General features: G+C 75.3%; 14 protein-coding genes. 10 read left to right on the top strand and 4 right to left on the bottom strand.

Annotation, left to right across the window (positions count from 1 at the left end):
* The first annotated feature begins 1 nt into the window (after position 1).
* The gene (locus ABT403_RS00070) at positions 2–1,993 is read left to right on the top strand and encodes an ATP-binding SpoIIE family protein phosphatase (protein ID WP_344168052.1); all 1,992 of its coding nucleotides are present in this window, start codon (positions 2–4) and stop codon (positions 1,991–1,993) included.
* A gap of 195 nt (positions 1,994–2,188) precedes the next feature.
* Entirely contained in the window at positions 2,189–2,425 is a 237-nt protein-coding gene (locus tag ABT403_RS00065) for a response regulator transcription factor (RefSeq protein ID WP_344168055.1), read from the top strand.
* 34 nt (positions 2,426–2,459) lie between these two features.
* On the opposite strand, the gene ABT403_RS00060 is transcribed toward ABT403_RS00065, so the two are convergent.
* The 4 genes from ABT403_RS00060 to ABT403_RS00045 all read right to left on the bottom strand — a co-directional run bounded on the left by ABT403_RS00060 (position 2,460) and on the right by ABT403_RS00045 (position 5,594).
* Positions 2,460–3,500 (bottom strand): serine/threonine-protein kinase, encoded by a 1,041-nt coding sequence (locus ABT403_RS00060; RefSeq protein ID WP_344168058.1) that lies wholly within the window; start codon positions 3,498–3,500, stop codon positions 2,460–2,462.
* A 185-nt stretch (positions 3,501–3,685) separates the two neighbouring features.
* Positions 3,686–4,270, bottom strand: a complete 585-nt coding sequence (locus ABT403_RS00055; protein WP_344168061.1) for a hypothetical protein — start codon at positions 4,268–4,270, stop codon at positions 3,686–3,688.
* A 137-nt stretch (positions 4,271–4,407) separates the two neighbouring features.
* The gene (locus ABT403_RS00050) at positions 4,408–4,881 is read right to left on the bottom strand and encodes a hypothetical protein (protein ID WP_344168064.1); all 474 of its coding nucleotides are present in this window, start codon (positions 4,879–4,881) and stop codon (positions 4,408–4,410) included.
* 113 nt (positions 4,882–4,994) lie between these two features.
* Positions 4,995–5,594: a hypothetical protein gene (locus ABT403_RS00045; RefSeq protein ID WP_344168067.1), complete on the bottom strand. Its 600-nt coding sequence runs from the start codon at positions 5,592–5,594 to the stop codon at positions 4,995–4,997.
* 351 nt (positions 5,595–5,945) lie between these two features.
* Between ABT403_RS00045 and ABT403_RS00040 the strand changes: the two genes are divergently transcribed.
* From ABT403_RS00040 to ABT403_RS00005, 8 genes are all read left to right on the top strand, one after another.
* Positions 5,946–6,899 (top strand): cyclase family protein, encoded by a 954-nt coding sequence (locus tag ABT403_RS00040; RefSeq protein ID WP_344168070.1) that lies wholly within the window; start codon positions 5,946–5,948, stop codon positions 6,897–6,899.
* 73 nt (positions 6,900–6,972) lie between these two features.
* Entirely contained in the window at positions 6,973–9,651 is a 2,679-nt protein-coding gene (locus tag ABT403_RS00035; RefSeq protein ID WP_344168073.1) for a SpoIIE family protein phosphatase, read from the top strand.
* A gap of 97 nt (positions 9,652–9,748) precedes the next feature.
* Positions 9,749–11,305 (top strand): sugar ABC transporter ATP-binding protein, encoded by a 1,557-nt coding sequence (locus tag ABT403_RS00030; RefSeq protein WP_344168076.1) that lies wholly within the window; start codon positions 9,749–9,751, stop codon positions 11,303–11,305.
* Positions 11,302–12,342 (top strand): ABC transporter permease, encoded by a 1,041-nt coding sequence (locus tag ABT403_RS00025; RefSeq protein ID WP_344168079.1) that lies wholly within the window; start codon positions 11,302–11,304, stop codon positions 12,340–12,342. Before ABT403_RS00030 ends, ABT403_RS00025 begins: the two co-directional genes overlap by 4 nt.
* Before the next feature lie 11 nt (positions 12,343–12,353).
* A complete protein-coding gene (locus tag ABT403_RS00020) occupies positions 12,354–13,496 on the top strand; it encodes a substrate-binding domain-containing protein (RefSeq protein ID WP_425580324.1) in 1,143 nt (380 codons plus the stop codon).
* A gap of 109 nt (positions 13,497–13,605) precedes the next feature.
* The gene (locus ABT403_RS00015; protein ID WP_344168083.1) at positions 13,606–14,352 is read left to right on the top strand and encodes an HNH endonuclease family protein; all 747 of its coding nucleotides are present in this window, start codon (positions 13,606–13,608) and stop codon (positions 14,350–14,352) included.
* A complete protein-coding gene (locus ABT403_RS00010) occupies positions 14,349–14,630 on the top strand; it encodes a hypothetical protein (protein ID WP_344168086.1) in 282 nt (93 codons plus the stop codon). Before ABT403_RS00015 ends, ABT403_RS00010 begins: the two co-directional genes overlap by 4 nt.
* A 117-nt stretch (positions 14,631–14,747) precedes the next feature.
* Positions 14,748–15,158, top strand: coding sequence for a rodlin (locus tag ABT403_RS00005; protein ID WP_344168089.1), 411 nt, complete (start codon positions 14,748–14,750; stop codon positions 15,156–15,158).
* Positions 15,159–15,197: the final 39 nt, after the last annotated feature.

Raw genomic sequence — 15,197 nt, 5'->3', positions numbered from 1 at the left:
GATGGCGCAACTTCCCACCTTTCCCGGTGAGCGGCCGCACGAGGCGAGCGCCCCGGGCGGGGCGGCCTACACCGCCACGGCCACGATCGGCGACGACGGCGTCGTGACCCAGTGGGGCGAGGGCGCCACCCGGCTCCTCGGCTACGCGCCCGCCGAGGTCGTGGGGCGTCAGGCCGCCCTGCTGCTCGCCGACGGCGGGGCCGGGCCCGGGGTCGAGCCGGGGAGCGACCGGTGGAGCGGCACGGTGGCACTGCGGCACCGGGACGGCCGGCGCGTCGAGGTGCCGCTGCTGGCGCACCGGTGGACGTCCACGGGCGGAACCGTCAAGTGGAGCGTGGTGTCCGCCGTGGCGGGCGCGGCGGAGGAGCCCTGGGACGCGCCGCTGAACGAGTGGGCGTTCGCCCAGTCCCCCTGCCACCTGGCGGTCTTCGACGCGGACCTGCGGCTGCTGCGGGCGAACACCGGCATGCAGCGGACGCTGTCCCTCACGGAGGAGCAGATGCGGGGGCTGCGGCTGCCGGAGATCGCCCCGGATCCCGTGAGCGAGGAGACGGAGCGCAGGATGCGCCTGGTCCTGGAGACCGGCGAGCCGCAGCGGCTGACCGCTTTCGTCCCCCGCATGGGCGAGGGCCCCGAGCAGGGGTGGGAGACCTCGCTGGCCGCGTTGCGCGACCGGGACGGCCGGGTGCGGGCCGTGTGCCTGGCCGCGCACGACCGTGGCGGGGCCGAGGGCCTCCCGCACCCGGAGCACCTGCGGCTGGCCGAGGAGTTCACGGCCGGAGCGGCCGGAGCGGCCGGAGCCCCGGACGCGGCCGGGGGCGGCCCTGGCTCCGGCGGTGCGCACGGGCCCGGCCGGGAGCACCGGGAGCACACGACGACCATGACGCTCCAGCGCAGCCTGCTCCCGCACACGCTGCCCCAGCAGGGGGCCCTGGAGATCGCCTCCCGCTACCTGCCGGCCGGCGGCGAGGCCGGGGTGGGCGGCGACTGGTTCGACGTGATCCCGCTGTCGGGGGCGCGGGTGGCGCTGGTCGTGGGCGACGTGGTGGGCCACGGCATCCGCGCGTCGGCGACGATGGGCCGGCTGCGCACCGCGGTGCGCACCCTGGCGGACGTGGACCTGCCGCCCGACGAGCTGCTCACCCACCTCGACGACCTGATCATCCACCTGTCCGCGGACGAGGCCGATCCGGACGCGCCCGAGGAGTCCGCCGGGGGGATCGGGACGACCTGCCTGTACGTGGTCTACGACCCGGTCACCCGACGGTGCACGGTGGCCCGGGCCGGGCACCCGCCGCCGGCCGTGGTGTCCCCGGAGGGGTCGGTGTACCTGCTCGACGTACCGGCCGGGCCGCCGCTGGGGCTGGGGGGCCTGCCGTTCGAGACGGTCGAGGTGGAGCTGCCCGAGGGCAGTCTGCTGGCCCTGTACACGGACGGTCTGCTCCAGGCCCGGGAGCACGACCTGGACGAGGCCCTGGACTCGCTGTTCGTGGCCCTCACCCGGCCCGCCTCGACCCTGGACACGGTCTGCGACCGGGTGCTGACGGCCCTGCTCACCCACCGTCCCGAGGACGACGTGGCGCTGCTGGTCGCCCGGACCCGGGTCCTGCACGCCGACAAGGTGGTGGTCTGGGACCTGCCGTCCGATCCCTCGGTCGTGGCCGACGCCCGCCGGTACACCACCGACCAGCTGGCGAGCTGGGATCTGGACGAGGCCTCGTTCGTCGCCGAGCTGGTGGTGAGCGAGCTGGTCACCAACGCCATCCGCTACGGCGAGCCGCCCATCCAGCTGCGGCTGATCCACGAGAACGACACCCTGATCTGCGAGGTCTCCGACGCGAGCAGTACCGCACCGCACATGCGGCGCGCGCGGACCTTCGACGAGGGCGGGCGGGGCCTGTTGCTGGTGGCCCAGCTGGCCCAGCGGTGGGGCACCCGGCACGCCCCCACGGGCAAGACGATCTGGGCCGAGCAGTCCCTCGTGGGGTTCTGAGGACGGGGTCGCGGGGCGCCGGGTTGCCCCTCCCGGTCCCCTGTGACGCGCCTGTGACAGTCGACGGACAACTCCATGAAGTGCCGCCCGCAAGCTCTTTATCAGGGACATACAGCGACATTCCGATATATGTCCCTCTGCTTCCAAGGGTGTGAGCAGCAGCGATGACCGAGCCGACACGGCGGAGGAAATCCCATGAGCCTCACCCTCGTCATGGAGCACGTCGAAGCCCCCTCGACCTCCACCTCTCTGGCCCCGCGTGAGCAGGAGGCGCTGCGCCACATCGCCGCCGGGTGCACCTACCTCCAGGCCGCCCGCAACATGGGTCTCTCGAAGCACACGGTCGACGCCTACCTGCGCCGCATCCGCGCCAAGTTCGGCGTCAACACCACGGCGGAGCTGACCCGCCTGGCCATCTCGATGGGGCTCTGACGGGACGCCCCCGGCTCCCCCCGCTCCCCCGGCCCTACGGCCCGTACGGCACCGCGCCGTGCGGGCCGTACCGCTGTGCGCGGAAGACGGGAACGGCCCATGCCGGGGGCTCCTGTGGGGGTTCGGGGATCACCGAGACCTCGGTGGGCGGGTGGTCGCCCGCAGGCCGCGGATCCACGCGCCGGACCGCCGTCCCGGTGGCGGCGCGCAGGGCGGCGATGAACTCCAGACAGGTGTCGTACCGGTCCTCGGGGACCTTCGCGAGGCCCTTGGCCAGCACCTCGTCGGCGGCGGGCCCGATGTCCGGCCGCTTCTCGCTCAGGGCCGGCGGCTGCTCGTACTGGTGCGACCACAGCAGTGCGGCCGGGTCGGCGTCGCGCCCGAAGGGCGGCCCGCCGGCGAGGGACTCGTAGACCACGCAGGCCAGGCTGTAGAGGTCGCAGCGGCCGTCCACCGGGCGGCCGGAGATCTGCTCGGGGGCCATGTAGTCGACCGTGCCGACGAACTCCCCGGCGGTGGTGAACCCGGTGGGCGACAGGGCCTTCTTGGTGAGGCCGAAGTCCGTGAGGTAGATGTGCTCGGGGTGGTCGCTGTCGGTGCCCGCGGCGACCAGGACGTTGCCGGGCTTGACGTCCCGGTGGACGAGGTCGTGGCGGTGGGCGGCGTCGAGGGCGGAGGCCACCTGGCCGGCGATGCGCAGGGCGGCGGTGACGGGCAGCGGGCCCTCCCGGTCGAGCAGCACCCGCAGGTCCTGGCCGGCGACGTAGCGCATGGCGATGTAGAGGACCCCGTCGGTCTCCCCGGCTTCGAAGACGGGCACGATGTGGGGGTGGTCGATGGACGCGGCCACCCGTGACTCGTGGGTGAAGCGGCGCCGGAAGGTCTCGTCGCGGGCGCGTTCGGGAGCGATCAGCTTGAGCGCGACCGTGCGGTCCAGGCGCAGGTCCCGGGCCTGGTAGACGACGGCCATGCCGCCGCGGCCGATGATGCGCTCGACCAGGTAGCCCGCGATCTGCCGGCCGATGAGCCCGGAGGCCCGGCCCGCGTACAGGTGCAGATTGGATGCCGTGCCCATCAGGCGCCGCCCTCACCCGGCCGCCGCGGACGCGCTGGGGCGCGGCGGGCCGCTATTGGCTCATCGAAAGTGTATCCAGTGGTCCATACGGCCGCCCCTCGCCGGCGAGGGGCGGCCGGTCCGCGCGGAACGTCCTCCGGGGCGGGGCTCCGGAGGACGTCGCGAGGTGCGCGGGGGTGGCGGGGTCAGCCGTCACCGCCGTCGCCGCCGCGGCCACCGAGCCCGCTGCTCTCACAGCCGACGCCGACGCAGATTCCGCCGTCGCCGCCGCGGCCGCCGTCACCGCCGTCGCCCCCGGCCAGGGCGTTGCCGCCGTTGCCGCCGTCGCCCCCGTTGGCGCTGCCCCTGCAGACTCCGGCGCAGACCCCGCCCTTGCCGCCGTTGGTGCCGTTCCCGCCGTTCGTGCCGTCGGTGCCGCCGCCTCCGTTGGCGCTGCCGTTGCAGAGGCCGGCGCAGACGCCGCCGTTGCCGCCGTTCGTGCCGTTGACGGTTCCGTTGCAGCGGCCGGCGCAGACGTTGTCGCCGACGCGGACGCTGCCGTTGCCTATCTTGACCCCGCCGTTGCCGGAGCCGGAGCCGCCGAAGATCTTTCCGAGCGGGTTGCCGGAGCCGCCGCCGGAGCCGGAGCCGTGGTGTCCGGTGAGGACCTGGGCCGGCTGGACGGCCGGGGCGGCCGGGGCCGCGGAGGCGATCGGCGCGAGGGCGCCGGCGCCGAGGAGGGTGGTGGAGACGACGAGACCGAGACGAAGCTTCCAGGAACGTACACGCATGGCATTTCTTCCTTGCTGGGGAATTGTTTCCGCTACGGCTGAGAAGTCATTTTCCATTCGGATGCGAAGGGCGCCCCGGCCGTTTCGGGCCGGGGCGCCCGGGAGCCTTTCCGTTTCGGCTCGCCCGCCTCGCCGGATCAGGCGGCGGAGCCGCTCATCAGGGCGAACCAGTCTCCGTCGAGGTACTGCTTCTTCCAGGTGTCGATCTGCTCGGTGGTGATCTTGTACTTGTCGGCGATCTTGTTCTTCATGTCCTTGGAGTCGTCGGCGGCCATCACCGTGAGCACGATGCGCACCTTGTCCACCACCGTCAGCTCCGACTTGGGCTTGTCCGGCAGGTCACCGAAGCCGAGGCAGGCCGTCCCGCCGGGCTTGCCGGGCTCGCCCGGCTGACCGGGCTGACCGCCCTTGCCGCCCTCGCCGCCCTTGCCGCCTTCGCCACCCGCGCCGCCGATGCCTCCGATGCCGCAGTTCGAGGACTGGAGGGCCGTGACCGGGGCGCTGACGGGGGTGTGGGACACCGCTGCCTGCGCGGCGCAGGCGGTACCGGTGACGAGGGCCAGGGAGGCCGCGGCCAGGATGAGCGGACGCTGGAAGGGGATCGTGAACATGGGGGTTGCTCCGTTCAGAGAACGTTCTTGCCAGAGGAGTGGGGGGGCGGTCGGGTGGGGCCGGGGGTGGGGTGGAGGCCCGAGGGCCTCCACCCCGTCACGCCGGGTGCCGGTCAGAAGATGCTGCCGCCGCCGGCACCACCGCCGCCGCCGAGGCCGCCGATGAGTCCGCCGAGGCCGCCCTTGCCGCCCTTGCCGCCATTGCCGCCCTGGAAGACGCCGAACCCGCCGCCGCCACCGGTGCCGCCGTCGCCGCCCTTGAGCCGGCCGTCGCCGCCGGCGCCACCGCCGCCGCCGCTGCCGCCGAAGAGGCCGGAGCCGCCCTTGCCGCCGCCGCCGCCCTTGCCGCCGATCAGGCCGTCGCCGCCGCCACCGCCACCGCCGCCGCCACCGCCGGCGAGGAAGCCGTCGCCACCGGCGCCGCCCTTGCCGCCCTCACCGCCGGTACCGAGGACGCTGCCGCCGCCGGAGCCACCGGAGCCACCGCCGCCGCCGATCAGGCCGCCGCTACCGCCGGCACCGCCGTCTCCGCCCTTGCCGCCTCCGTTGGGGAGGGCGGTGACCACGTGGGCCGGGGTGGGGGCCGCCATGGCCGCCCCGGCCGGGAGGACGACGCCTCCGGTGACGATGGCCGCCGCGGCCGCCAGGGTCGCGAGGCGCAGGGTCCGGCGCTGCGGGCGGGCGGTGGCGGTGGTGTCAAACTTGCGGTTCATGACTTTCTCCTGACTGTACATGCCGTGAATTGAGGTTCCCCGGGGAATTCCGGGACGGTGCGGCGAGGGGATTCGATCGGGAATTCCTCCGGGGAGGATTTCCCTCTCTTTCCTGTTTCCTCGTTTCCTTTCCGTGCCTCAAGTAAGCCCCAGCGGGCGCGGCAGGGTCACGTTCCGGAAAGTCGGGACTTGACGGCGCCGAGGGCGGCGGGTTAAAAGCCGGCCCGGCCACCGCGCGGCGGCCCGCCCGAGCGGGTAGGGATGCGGGGAGGGCCCGCCGGCCCACCCGCCGCGACCCCGGAGCACGCCCCGAGGAGCACCCCGTGATGAGCGCCCGACGATGAGCACCGCATGAGCACCGAGCCCGCCCCCTTCGGCCCGGTTCCCCCGGCCCCCCGGGTCTCGCGCCGGGAGTTCGACGCCCTCTTCGCCGCCGTCCGCACCTGGGGCCGGTGGGACCCGGCCGACCGGGGCGCCTGGAACCGGGTCACCCCGGAGCACGTGCGGCGGGCGGCGGCCCTGGTCCGCGACGGTACGGCCGTACCCCTCGGCCGGCCGTGGGACACCCGGCCCGGCCCCGACAACCCCCGGCCGGCCCTGCACCACATGACCGACCTCGGCGACGTGGAGCCCCCGGAGCCCTCCGCCCACAAGGACTTCCTGGGCGCCGACTACCACGGCAAGGCCGTCAGCCACCTCGACGCGCTCTGCCACATCGCCTACCGGGGGAAGCTCTACGGGGGCCGGCCCGCCCACGGCTCCTTCGGCTCCGGGGGCGCCCGTTTCGGCTCGGTGGCCGCCCTGGGCCCGCTCGTCACCAGGGGCGTGCTCCTGGACCTCCCGGCCGTCCTCGGGACCGGCTGGCTGGAGCCCGGGCACCCGGTCCGGGCCGATGACGTGCTGAACGCGGAGCGGGCCCTCGGCGTCCGGATCGACGAGGGGTGCGCGGTGCTCCTGCGCACGGGCCGCTTCCGGCGCCGCCGGGAGCTGGGGCCCTGGGACCCGGACGCGGCGAGCGCGGGCTTCCACGTCGACGCGGTGCCCCTGCTGGCCGAGCGGGGGGTCGCCCTGATCGGCTCGGACGGGGACGGGGACCTGCGGCCCTCGCCGGTCGAGGGCCTGCACTCCCCCGTCCACACCCTCGCCGTCACCGCGATGGGGGTGCCCCTGCTGGACAACCTGGACCTGGAGGGGCTGTCCTCGGCGTGCGCGGACGCCGGACGGCACGCGTTCCTGCTCGTCGTGGCCCCTCTGAACGTCCCCGGCGGGACGGGGTCGCCGGTCAGTCCCGTCGCCGTCCTGTGAAGCGGGAAAACACCCGGAATATACTCAAAACGACGCCGATTCAACTTTCACCCGGCACGGGGAAGTGATGCAGATGGGGGTCACGGGAGACCAGACCGGCCCCGCACGCTCCCGTGAGCGGTTCCTGGGGGGCGAGCCCGTGGAGACCGGGGTGCGCGGCCCCATCATGGACTCCTGGCTGCGCTGCCGGCTCCTGGGGCTCTCCCCCGACCGGTCCGAGCTGCCCTTCCGGGAGGACTTCGACCCGGACAGCCGGCTCCTGCGGGCCGCCGGACCGGTCCTCGACGAGCTGCGCGAGCGCTTCTCCGGCAGCCGGATGAACATCGCCGTCGCCGACGCGGACGGCATGGTGCTGCGACGCCGCTTCGGCGAGCCCTCCCTGGCCCGGAGCCTGCCCCCCATCCAGACCGTGCCCGGCTTCGTCTTCGCCGAGCGGTACGGCGGGACCAACGGCATCGGCCTCGCACTGGCCGAACGGCGCCCCGTGCAGGTCTACCGCGCCGAGCACTTCGCCGAACGCGCCCAGTCGAACGCCTGCTGCGCCGCCCCCATCCGCGACCAGCTCAGCGGGCAGATCGTCGGCGTGCTCTGCTTCGGCTACCCCTACGCCCTCGAACACCCGGACCTGGCCGCCCTGCTCGGCCGCGCGGTCGGGACGATCGAACGCCGGCTGATGGCGCAGCGCTCGGAGCGCGAGCGCGGACTGCTGCACAGCTACCTCGAGGCCGAACGCCGCGCCGCGACGGCCGCCGGGGACGGCCACACCGGCCCGAACGGACTCCCCGGGCCGGCCGGAGCCGGCCTGGACCCGCTCGACCGGGCCGTCCTGAAGAAGCGGGCGACGGAGCTGCTCTCCTCGTCCCGGCGGGGCGCCTTCGGCGTCACCCTCCCCCACGGCGGCGGAGCCACCCTGCTCAGCCGCCACGTCACCACCGGCACCGGGGTCGCGGGCATGGTCGTCGAGGCCGTCGTCGGCGGCGACGGCCCGCCCGCCGGCCCCCTGTCCCCCTCGGCGAACCGGCCCACGGGCACGGTCCGCGGCCTGGTCCTGGTCGGCGAGCCCGAGGTGGGCAAGTACGCCGTGGAGGCCCGGCGGCGCCTGGAGCTGCTGGCCGAGGCCAGCACCCTCATCGGCACCACCCTGGACGTGGAGCGCACCGCCCGGGAGCTCGCCGAGGCGGCGGTCCCGCGCCTGGCCGACTACGTCACCGTCGATCTGCCGGAGGCGGTGCTGCGCGGGGAGGAGTCCGCCGACCCCGGAGCCGAGCTGCACCGCACGGTGGTCCACGGCATCCGCGACGACTGCCCCTTCTACCCCGCCGGACAGCGCGTGGAACTGCTGGCCGGCACCCCCCAGATGCGCTGCCTCACGGGCGGGCGGGCCGTCCTGGAGCCCGAACTCGGCGAGGCGGCGGGCTTCATCGCCCAGAACCCCGAACGGGCCCGCCGGCTCCTGGAGCACGGCCTGCACTCCCTCGTCGTCGTCCCGCTGCTCGCGCGCGGGGTCCTGCTGGGCATCGCCAGCTTCTACCGCTCCGAGGACCCCGCTCCCTTCGGGGAGGACGACATCCGGCTGGCCCGGGAACTCGCCGCCCGCGCCGCCCTGTGCATCGACAACGCCCGCCGCTACACCCGCGAGCACAACCTCGCCCTGGCCCTCCAGCGCAGCCTGCTGCCGCGCGGCCTGCCCGAGCAGGCCGCCGTCGAGGTCGCCCACCGTTACCTGCCCGCCGAGTCCGGGGTCGGCGGCGACTGGTTCGACGTCATCCCCCTCTCCGGGACCCGGGTCGCCCTCCTCGTCGGCGACGTCGTCGGCCACGGTCTGCACGCCGCCGCCACGATGGGGCGGCTGCGGACCGCCGCGCGCAACTTCGCCGAGCTGGAACTCGCCCCCGACGAGCTCCTGACCCACCTCGACAACCTGCTGGTCCGCCTCGACCGTGAGGAGGGCGGCGACGAGGACCCGGGCAGCACCGGCATCGCCGGCGCCACCTGCCTGTACGCGGTCTACGACCCCACCACCCGGCTGTGCACCATGGCCCGGGCCGGCCATCTGCCGCCCGCCCTGGTCCACCCCGACGGCCGCGTGACCTTCCCCGACCTGCCCGCCGGGCCCCCGCTGGGCCTGGGCGGGCTGCCCTTCGAGACGGCCGAGATCGAGCTGCCCGAGGACAGCACGCTGGTCCTCTACACGGACGGGCTCGTCGAGGACCGCCACCGCGACATCGACGTCTCCCTCGACCGGCTCCGGACCGTCCTGGCCCGTCCGGAGCGCGGCCCCGAGGACACCTGCCGGGCCGTCATGGAGGCCATGGCCCCCGAGCACCCCGAGGACGACATCGCCCTCCTGGTCGCCCGCGCCCGCACCCTGCCCGCCGACCGGATCGCCGCGTGGGACCTGCCGGCCGACCCCTCGAAGGTCTGCGACGTGCGGGCCGCCGCCACCCGGCGGCTGGCCGACTGGGGGCTGGAGGGGCTCGCGTTCGCCGCAGAACTGCTGCTCAGCGAGCTGGTCACCAACGCGATCCGCTACGGGGGCGAGCCCATCCAGGTCCGCCTCATCCGCGACCGCACGCTGATCTGCGAGGTCTCCGACGGCGGCAGCACCGCGCCGCACCTGCGGCGGGCGGCCAGCACGGACGAGGGCGGCCGCGGCCTGTTCCTCGTCGCACAGCTGTCCCAGTCCTGGGGCACCCGCTACACCCCCCGGGGCAAGGTCATCTGGGCCGAATGCGCCCTGGACGCGGCATAACGTCCCGTCATAGCCCGATATGGCGGGGTCCGGACAGTAACATCCCCGTGTCCCGCCCTCCTGTGCGGGGGATCCGAGGCCGGCCCCGGAGACGTCCGTGCATGACGCCCATGACGAGTACGCCGCCCCACCGCGCCCCGGCGCGGAGCCGCTCCTGCGGATCCGGGGCCTGTCCAAGCGGTTCGGCGGCACCGTCGCCCTCGACGGGGTGAGCCTCGACCTGTACGCGGGCGAAGTCCTCGCCCTGCTGGGCCCCAACGGTGCCGGCAAGTCCACGCTCATCAAGGTCCTCGCCGGGGTCCACCGCGCCGACGCGGGCGAGGTGACCGTGGCCGGCCACCCGCTCGGCTCCGAGGCCGCCCGCGCCGCGATGTCCTTCATCCACCAGGACCCGGGCCTGGTCGACTGGATGACCGTCGCCGAGAACATCGCCCTGGGCACCGGCTACCCGCGCCGCCACGGCCTGATCTCCTGGCGGCGGACCCGCGAGCGGTGCGCCGACGCCCTGGCGGCCGTCGCCGGACACCTGGACCCGGACACCCGCGTCGCGGACCTGGCCCCCGCCGAGCGGTCCCTGACGGCGCTCGCCCGGGCCCTCGCGCGCGGCACCCGGCTCCTCGTCCTCGACGAGCCGACCGCCACGCTCCCCGCCGCCGACTGCGCCCGGCTCTTCGACGTCCTGCACGCCCTGCGCGACCGGGGCCGGGGCGTCCTCTACGTCAGCCACCGGCTCGACGAGGTGTACCGGGTCGCCGACTCCTTCACCGTCCTGCGCGACGGCCGCCCGGCCTCCCGGGGCCCCCTCGCCGGGTACGACCCCGGCCGCCTGGTCCGGGACATCACGGGCGGCGCCCCTGCCGGACGCGCCCGCCCGTCCCCCGCCGGACCGCCGCCCGGACGACCGCCCGTCCTTCGCCTGGAGGCCGTGACGACGGCGCGCTGCGGGCCCGTCTCCCTGGAGGTGGCCGCCGGGGAGATCGTGGGCATGGTCGGGCTGACCGGTGCCGGGCACGCGCACCTCGGACGGGCCCTCGCCGGGGCGCTGCCGCTGACCGGCGGGCGGGTCCTGCTCGACGGCCGGCCCTACCGCCCGCGCGGCGCCGCCGGCGCCGTGGGCCGGGGCGTCGGCTTCGTGGCCGCCGACCGTCAGGAGGAGGGCAGCGCCCCCGAGCTGACGGTCCGGGAGAACCTCCTGGCCAACCCGCGGGCGGCCGGGGTGCCGGCGTGGCGCCTCCTCGGGCCCCGGCGCGAGCGCCGCGCGGCGGCCGCCCTGCTGGAACGGTTCGCGGTGCGCCCCCGGGACCCCGAAGTGCCGCTCGCCTCCCTGTCGGGCGGCAACCAGCAGAAGGTGGTCCTGGCCCGGGCGCTGCGCGGACGGCCCCGGCTGCTGGTGCTGGAGGAGCCGACCGCGAGCGTGGACGTCGGCGCCAAGGCGGCGGTCCACCGGATGCTCGACGGGGCGGCCGCCGAGGGGACGGCGGTGCTGCTGGTCTCCACCGACTTCGAGGAGGTCGCCGGCCTGTGCGGGCGCGCGCTGGTCTTCGTGCGCGGGGCGGTGGCGGCCGAGCTGTCGGGGCCCCGGCTGATCCCGGCCGAGCTGACCCGCGCCGCCTCGGCCATGCCCGCGATCACCGGGAACACGGGGGCCCCGTGACCCGCCGGTCCCCGCGCGGGCACCTCGTCGGCGGCTACGGGCTGGCGGCCCTGGCCGTCCTGCTCTTCCTGGCGTTCTCCCTCGCCCTGCCGGACACCTTCCCCACCCGGGCCAACGTGTCCTCGATCCTGTCCAACCAGTCGATCCCCGCGCTGCTCGCGCTCGGCGCAACGGTCCCCATCGCCACCGGCAGGTTCGACCTGTCCCTCGGCTACGGGCTGGGCCTGGCCCACGTCCTGGTGATGTACCTCGTCGTGGACGCGGGCACGCCCTGGCCGCTGGCCTGCCTCGCCGTGGTCGCGGGCGGGGGCCTGGCCGGCGTCCTGAACGGGATCGTCGTCGAGTTCGCCCGCATCGACTCCCTGATCGCCACCCTCGGCACCGGCAGCATCATGTACGCCGTCACGGGACGGCTCACCGGAGGCGGCCGGATCGTGCCCGGCCCGCAGGGGCTGCCGTCCTCCTTCACCGCGCTCTTCGACGCCCGGTTCCTCGGCCTGCCGCTGCCCGCCTTCTACGTGCTGGCCGCCGCCGCGGTGCTGTGGGTGGTGCTGGAACGGCTGCCCTTCGGCCGGTACCTGTACGTCACCGGCTCCAGCCCCCGCGCCGCCGCCGTCCTCGGCATCCCCACCCGCCGCTACTCGGTGGCCGCCTTCGCCGCGTCGGGCCTGGTCACGGGATTCGCCGGGGTGCTGCTCGCCGCACAGCAGGAGGTGGGGAACCCGAGCGTCGGCCTGGACTACCTGCTGCCCGCCTTCGTCGGCGCGCTGCTGGGCTCCACCACCGTCCGGCCCGGCCGCGCCAACGCCGCCGGCACCCTGGTGGCCGTCACCGTGCTCGCCGTCGGGCTCGCCGGGATCGGCCAGCTCGGCGCCGACTTCTGGGCCACCCCGCTGTTCAACGGCGGCACGCTGCTGCTGGCCGTCGGCCTGGCCGGCTACGCGGCGCGGCGGCGGCTGCGCACCCGGGCCCCGGCGGACGCGCCGCCCCCTCCCGTCGCGGCCGGCTCCTCCCCCCGGCCCCCCGCACGTCCCTGATCAGGAGCACCGTGGAACCCCACCGCAAGCGCCTCCCCGTGGCAGCGGCCCTGTGGGCGGCCGTCTGCGCCCTCGTCGCGGGCTGCGGGGGCGGCCCCGCGCCCGGCCCGGCCCCGACCCCGGGGGCCCGCTGCCCGGCCGCGCTCGCGCGGGCCGAAGCGGCCGTGGCCCGGGCCGAACGGACCGGTGCCCGCTGGAGCGGCCCCACCACGGGCCCGGCGGCGGTCCCCGGCAAGACCCTGGTGTACGTCGCCCAGACCATGACCAACCCGGGGGTCGCCGGGGTCGCCGGGGGGCTCCGCGAGGCCGCGGCGGCGATCGGCTGGCAGGTCCGGGTGATCGACGGGGAGGGCACCCCGGCCGGGCTCCAGGCGGCGCTCAGCCAGGCGGTCGCCCTCGGGCCCTCGGGCATCGTCATCGGCGGCTTCGACCCGAGGCTGACGGCGCGCCAGACGGCGGCCGCGCGGGACGCGGGCATCACGCTGATCGGCTGGCACGCGGTGGGCTCGCCCGGCCCGAGCACGGACCCCGCCCTGTTCACCAACATCACCACGAACGTGGAGGAGGTCGCGGGGATCAGCGCGGACTGGGTGATCGCCCGCTCCGGCGGGTCGGCGGGGGTGGTCGTCTTCACCGACGACTCCGTCCCGTTCGCCCGGACCAAGGCGGAGCTGATCCGGCGGCGGCTGGCCGGCTGCGCGGGGGTGTCGCTGCTCGCCTCGGAGAACATCCCCATCCCGGACGCCGGCCAGCGCACCCCCCAGCAGGTCTCCTCGCTCCTGTCCCGCTTCGGGGACCGGTGGACCGACTCGGTCGCCGTCAACGACCTGTACTTCGCCGACGCGGCCCCGGCGCTGCGCGCCGCCGGGCGCCCCGGCGGGGGCCCGCCCTTCAACATCGGCGCGGGCGACGGGGACCCGTCCGCCTTCCAGCGGATCAACAGCCGGGGGTACCAGGCGGCCACCGTCCCCGAGCCGCTGTCCCAGCAGGGCTGGCAGGCCATCGACGAGTTCAACCGCGCCTTCGCGGGGCGGCCCGCCAGCGGCTACGTCGCGCCGGTCCACGTGGTGACGGCGCGGAACTCCGGCGGGGCCGCCTCCTGGGACCCGGAGGGCTACCGGGAGGCGTACCGCAGGATCTGGCGCGGGGCATGACGCCGCGTACGGCCGGAGGGGCGGTGCGGGGTTGGATGTCCGGTTATGGGTAGTCTTCCCGGGTCGGTGTGCGGAGTCGGAGTCTCGTCAGGGGCGGGGTGGGGTTGTCATGGGTCGTCAGACGGGCGTGCGCGCCGGGGCGGTGGCCGCCGTGCTGCTGCTCGGGGTCGGCGGCTGCGGCGGACCGGGAGGCGCCGGGGACGGGAAGACCCCGCGCGGGCCGGCCGCGAGCACCGCCCCGCCGGCGCCGCCCGCCTCCTCCGCGCCGCCGGCCGGTGACGCGAAGCCGGCCTCCGGGGACGTGCTGCCGGGCATGGTCGGCGCGGCCGTGGCGCGGACGCAGCTGGCGGCGCTGACGACCGGCAAGCCCGGCACGATGGCCGGCTACAGCCGCGACAAGTTCACGCACTGGGCCGAGCAGGGCGACAAGTGCGACACCCGCGAGGTGGTCCTCCAGCGCGACGGCCGGGGGGTCACCCGGGACGCCGAGTGCCGGGCCGTGTCGGGCAGCTGGAAGAGCCTGTACGACGGCGCCGTCGTCAACGAGGCCTCGAAGCTGGACATCGACCACATGGTCCCGCTCGCCGAGGCCTGGCGGTCGGGCGCCGCCGCGTGGGACGCCGCCAAGCGCAAGGCTTTCGCCAACGACCTGACGCGGCCGCAGCTGCTGGCGGTCTCGGCCGCCTCCAACCGGTCCAAGGGCGACCAGAGCCCCGATCTGTGGCAGCCGCCGGACAAGTCGAGCTGGTGCCAGTACGGGCGCGCCTGGACCACCGTCAAATCCCATTACGGGCTGACCGTCACCGACGCCGAGAGGGCCATGCTCACCACCATGATCGACACCTGCGCCGGATGACCGGCCCCGTGCGGTACCAGTGGCAGGACGAGGTCCTGGCCGGCCCCGGCGGGGCCATGACCGACGAGGTCGGGGTGATCACCGGCGAGCTGACGCTGCGCACCACCGGCGGGCCCGACGGGAAGGTCCGCTTCGAGGTGCAGTACACCGACGCGGACGAGTGGTACACGCTGACCGGCAGCCCGGTCGCGCACGGGGACCCGTCCGGGCTGCACGCCGCGGCCCTGCGGGCGATCCGCGCCGGGGGCGGCGCCGAGGCTCCCGCCGCGCCCGCCTGAGCCGCCGCGGCGGGCGGATCGTTGGGCCGGTCGGGTGACGGGCGATAACCCCTGGCGCCGGGCGCAGTTGATCCAGTCGTCCCGCCGGGGACAGCTCATGCGACAGAAGGATCTCCAATGCTCAAGAAGTTCATGGCCACCGCCGCGGTCACCGCCTCCATCCTGGGCACGGGCGCCCTCGCGGCCTCCCCGGCGATGGCGATCGGCAACGACAACGGCGTCAACACCGTCAACGGCAACGGCGCGCAGCAGATCTACGGCAACCAGGAGACCTCCGGTGCGATGAGCCCGCAGCTCAGCGCCGTCCAGGGTTCGCTGAACAAGCTCTGCGTCGGCCTGCCGGCCAAGGTCAACGTCCAGTCCGTGCTCGCCCTCATCAACGTCGGCGTCCAGGACATCCCGATCGCCTCCAACCCGCAGAACCAGCAGTGCACCGAGAACTCCACCCAGGCCAAGGGTGACGAGACCCTCTCGCACATCGCCTCCAACATCCCGATCCTGTCCGGGAACCTGTCGGCCGGCAGCTGATCCAGCGGTCCCGGAGCGGCGTGGCGACGCAGTCGCCAC

This window comes from Streptomyces sp. NPDC000075 (assembly GCF_040301925.1).
Classification (GTDB): domain Bacteria; phylum Actinomycetota; class Actinomycetes; order Streptomycetales; family Streptomycetaceae; genus Streptomyces; species Streptomyces polychromogenes.
Note: the sequence above shows the minus strand (reverse complement) of the source record. Positions and strands in the feature narration are given on the sequence as shown.